The following is a 3,972-nucleotide window of genomic DNA, read 5'->3' on the forward strand; positions in this document are numbered from 1 at the left end:
TCGACCTGGTAGCGCTCAACCCCGGGAACCATCATCCCAGGCCGCAAAACCAGACTCGGTCGAGGAGGTCCACTCACTATCCCGGCATACGAGGTCATATCAGCAACAGCCTCGGTTGGATTTTCCTATGCGTAAATATATTTAATTGTGGAGAATAGTTGTATTCGGCGGCGACTGCAAGTCCGGTTTTGCAGCTTTCGCGCCCGCGCCTCGGTCCGGAAGGTGCAGGCGGTCTTTGATTGCCTGAATTTATTGTGGATTCGGCGAATTCCCGCGCTTCTTGGCCCCGGCATAAAGGGCCACGGCCATGGCGCGGTTCCTGACGTCGAGTTTGTCGTAGAGGTTCTTCAGATGGTATTTGACGGTATTTTCCGAGATGCCGGTGCGCGAGGCGATCTGCAGGTTGGTCCAACCGTCGGCAAGCACGGAGAGCAGTTCGCGCTCCCGCGTCGTCAGCCGCGACAGCGGCGTGTCGTTGATCTTGGAGACGTCTACATAGGGAATGCAGATGCGGCCATGCGCGACCGCCATCAGCGTGTCGAACAGGATTTGCGGGTCGTCGAACTGGTAGCAGTAGCCTTGCACGCCGAGCCGCACACATTGCTTGAGGATGGCGACGTCGTGGTCGTTCGAGAAGATGACGATGCGCGCTTCGAGCCCGCGCCGCTGCATTTCGGCCAGCACCTCGCCGCTGTCCATGTCGGACAGCTTCCAGCCGAGCACGGCGAGATCGAAGCTCCTGTTGGGCGCCGACAGTTCACGCAGGAACTCTTCCCCGTTCTGCACCGTGCCGGCGAGATCGAAGCGGCCGTCGCGCGTGATCATGTCGGCCAGCGCCGACACCACCAGGGGGTTGCGTTCCGCGACGAGGACCCGGAATTTGCCAGGAGACGTCAAGAGAGCCCCTCCTGACCGGCATCCGATTCCCGTCGCATCCTGTCGATGCTCATGTGCCTTAGTGACCTCCCGGTATCGCCATCGCCTCGATTCATCGTTCCGCAAGATCGTCCCGATCATGAAGAATTAGCGATAGCAATTCACAGCATGAATTATTTTTTCCTTTTAGTACAGGGCTTTTGCGTCGAAACCGCCGTCGATGCCTGTGACGATCGCCGTTTTGAAATGGGCGCAAAGCCTACAAACCTCTTGACGAAAGGGCAAATTCGGCTGATGTTCACCAACAAGAAAGAAATAAAACTGAGCGGAAACTACAGATACCTCGCGCCCTTTGGGAGATTCGGCGCAGGCATCCAACATCTCAAAAATGCAGTAAGGGGACATCGCCATGAGCGTGATTGCAGAACCGCATTCTGCGGAAGCGGGACAACTACATCGAACTATCGACTGGCGCGGCGCATTCTGGGTGGCCAGCGGCGTGCCTGCGCTCGTGCTGTTCTCCATCGGCGGTATTTCCGGCACCGTCGGCATTCCAGCCTACACGATCTGGATCGTGTCGGTGTGCTTCGGCCTGATCCAGGCCTGCACCTATGCCGAGATCGCCGGCCTGTTCCCGAGCAAGTCGGGCGGCGCTTCGGTCTACGGCGCGACGGCATGGCTGCGCTATTCGAAATTCATCGCGCCGCTGTCGGTGTGGTGCAACTGGCTGGCGTGGACGCCCGTGCTTTCGCTGGGCTGCTCGATCGCGGCCGCTTACATCCTCAACGCGCTGGCGCCGATCCCGGCGTTCACCGACGCCTCGCCCGAGGTTGTCGCGTGGCTCGCCGATCCGGCCAATGCCGGCAAGGCTGCCGCCGATGCGATTGCCGCGCTGACGGCCGCCGGTACGCCGGCGATCCGCGAGTGGACGCTTTATAGCGGCTCGCTCGGCCCGGTATCGTTTTCGTTCAATTCGGTCTTCGTCATCGGCGCGGTCCTGATGCTGATCACCTTCGCGATCCAGCACCGCGGCATTCTGGGTACGGCCAACGTCCAGAAGTACATTGGCCTCGCCGTCATCATCCCGATGCTGATCGTCGGCATCGTGCCGATCGTCACCGGCCAGATCAACTGGGACAATTACAGCCCGTTCGTGCCCTTGGCGGAAGCCTATGTTCCGGCATCGGGCGAATGGAACATCTCCGGCTGGACGCTGGTGTTCGGCGGTCTGTTCATCGCCGCGTGGTCGGCCTACGCGTTCGAGACCTCGATCTGCTTCACCAGCGAGTTCAAGAACCCCGGCCGCGACACGGTGCGCGCGATCCTCTATTCGGGCCTGCTGTGCCTTTTGCTCTATACGCTGGTGCCGTTCACCTTCCAGGGCGTGCTCGGCCTTGAAGGCATGCTGGCCGCCGACATCGTCGACGGTTCGGGTGTCGGCCATGCGATGGCGCAGATGGTCGGCGGTTCCGGCTTCGTCACCTCGATCATGATCATGCTGATGATCCTGGCGCTGATGCTGGCGATCAACACAGCGATGGCCGGCTCCTCGCGCACCCTCTACCAGGGTTCGGTCGATGGCTGGCTGCCGCGTTACCTCTCGCACGTCAACCACCACGGTGCGCCGACAAGGGCGATGTGGACCGATCTCATCTTCAACCTCGGTCTTCTTGCCATCGCCTGCGCGGATGCGGCAAGCTTCTTCTTCATCCTCGCCGTTTCCAACTGTGGCTACATCATCTTCAACTTCCTGAACCTCAACTCGGGCTGGATCCACCGCATCGACAACGGCCATATCCATCGTCCGTGGCGCGCTCCGACCTTCCTCATCGCGATCGGCGGCATGCTGTCCTTCGTGAATGCGATGTTCATGGGCGCCGGCGCCAAGGTCTGGAACCCGTGGGCACTGTGGGCGGGCTTCATCGCCGCAGCGCTGATCATCCCGGTGTTCTGCTTCCGGCATTACATCCAGGATGGCGGGCGTTTCCCGACCCACATGCTGGACGATCTGGGCATCACCCAGGAAGACCTGAAGAACCGCAAGGCAGGCATGCTTCCATACCTGACGCTGGCTGCGGGTCTGTGCGTTGTGCTGCTGGCGAACTGGATCTTCGTTATCTGAAGAATTTGACCAGAATGACGGAAGGCCGGCTCCATGCCGGCCTTCTGCTTTTTTGGAAAATCCTTATTTTTCAGCGACTTCGACAAGCGGGGCCGGACATCAATGATATTTCTTTGTATGAAAGAATATTGAACAGCAGTTGACTTTCGCGAGGCGTCGCTGTTAGAAATGGGGAATACGCAAATGCTCTTTTGGCGATCCGTGTTCGGGTGGCAAGGCAGTTGCCGGACGTCGGCCGGAAAGGCATGTCGGGAGGGATAACAGGAAAATGGCATCAGTAATAGACGGCAAGGTTGTAGCGGCGGATGTGGTTGCCAAGGTGAAGGCCGAGGCGGACAGACTGATTGCCGAGACGGGCGTCGTGCCCGGCATTGCGGTGGTCATCGTCGGCCATGACCCGGCCAGCCAGGTCTATGTCGCGTCGAAGGGCAAGAAGGCCAAGGAATGCGGCTTCAACTCGATCGAACATGCGCTTCCGGCTGACACCAGCGAGGAAGAGCTGGTGGCGGTGGTCGAGAAGCTGAACGCCGATCCGGCCATTCATGGCATCCTCGTGCAGTTGCCGCTGCCGGGCCACATCGATTCCGGCCGCATCATCCAGACGATCGCGCCCGAGAAGGACGTCGACGGCTTCCACTTCATCAATGTCGGCAAGCTCGGCCAGCCAGGTCTATGTCGCGTCGAAGGGCAAGAAGGCCAAGGAATGCGGCTTCAACTCGATCGAACATGCGCTTCCGGCTGACACCAGCGAGGAAGAGCTGGTGGCGGTGGTCGAGAAGCTGAACGCCGATCCGGCCATTCATGGCATCCTCGTGCAGTTGCCGTTGCCGGGCCACATCGATTCCGGCCGCATCATCCAGACGATTGCGCCGGAGAAGGACGTCGACGGCTTCCACTTCATCAATGTCGGCAAGCTCGGCACCGGCGAACTGGACACCGCCTTCGTGCCGTGCACGCCGGCCGGCTCGATGCTT

The 3,972-nt window shown here is 60.1% G+C and carries 3 protein-coding genes and 2 pseudogenes; 3 read left to right on the top strand and 2 right to left on the bottom strand.

The genetic code is table 11. The features are described 5' to 3' along the window. Positions 1-249 precede the first annotated feature (249 nt). Both ASD50_RS17615 and ASD50_RS17620 read right to left on the bottom strand, forming a co-directional pair. Positions 250-897: a LuxR C-terminal-related transcriptional regulator gene (locus ASD50_RS17615; RefSeq protein ID WP_274533333.1), complete on the bottom strand. Its 648-nt coding sequence runs from the start codon at positions 895-897 to the stop codon at positions 250-252. 165 nt (positions 898-1,062) lie between these two features. Next, positions 1,063-1,287 (bottom strand): hypothetical protein, encoded by a 225-nt coding sequence (locus ASD50_RS17620; protein ID WP_056243973.1) that lies wholly within the window; start codon positions 1,285-1,287, stop codon positions 1,063-1,065. On the opposite strand from ASD50_RS17620, the gene ASD50_RS17625 reads away from it, so the two are divergent. From ASD50_RS17625 to ASD50_RS17635, 3 genes and pseudogenes are all read left to right on the top strand, one after another. Beyond that, entirely contained in the window at positions 1,286-2,998 is a 1,713-nt protein-coding gene (locus ASD50_RS17625; protein ID WP_056243975.1) for an APC family permease, read from the top strand. The genes ASD50_RS17620 and ASD50_RS17625 overlap by 2 nt on opposite strands. Before the next feature lie 268 nt (positions 2,999-3,266). Next, a pseudogene (locus ASD50_RS17630) lies at positions 3,267-3,659 on the top strand (tetrahydrofolate dehydrogenase/cyclohydrolase catalytic domain-containing protein); the annotation flags it as partial. Beyond that, positions 3,658-3,972: pseudogene (locus tag ASD50_RS17635) on the top strand (tetrahydrofolate dehydrogenase/cyclohydrolase catalytic domain-containing protein); the annotation flags it as partial. The pseudogenes ASD50_RS17630 and ASD50_RS17635, both read left to right, overlap by 2 nt.

This window comes from Mesorhizobium sp. Root552, assembly GCF_001427285.1.
Lineage (GTDB): Bacteria > Pseudomonadota > Alphaproteobacteria > Rhizobiales > Rhizobiaceae > Mesorhizobium.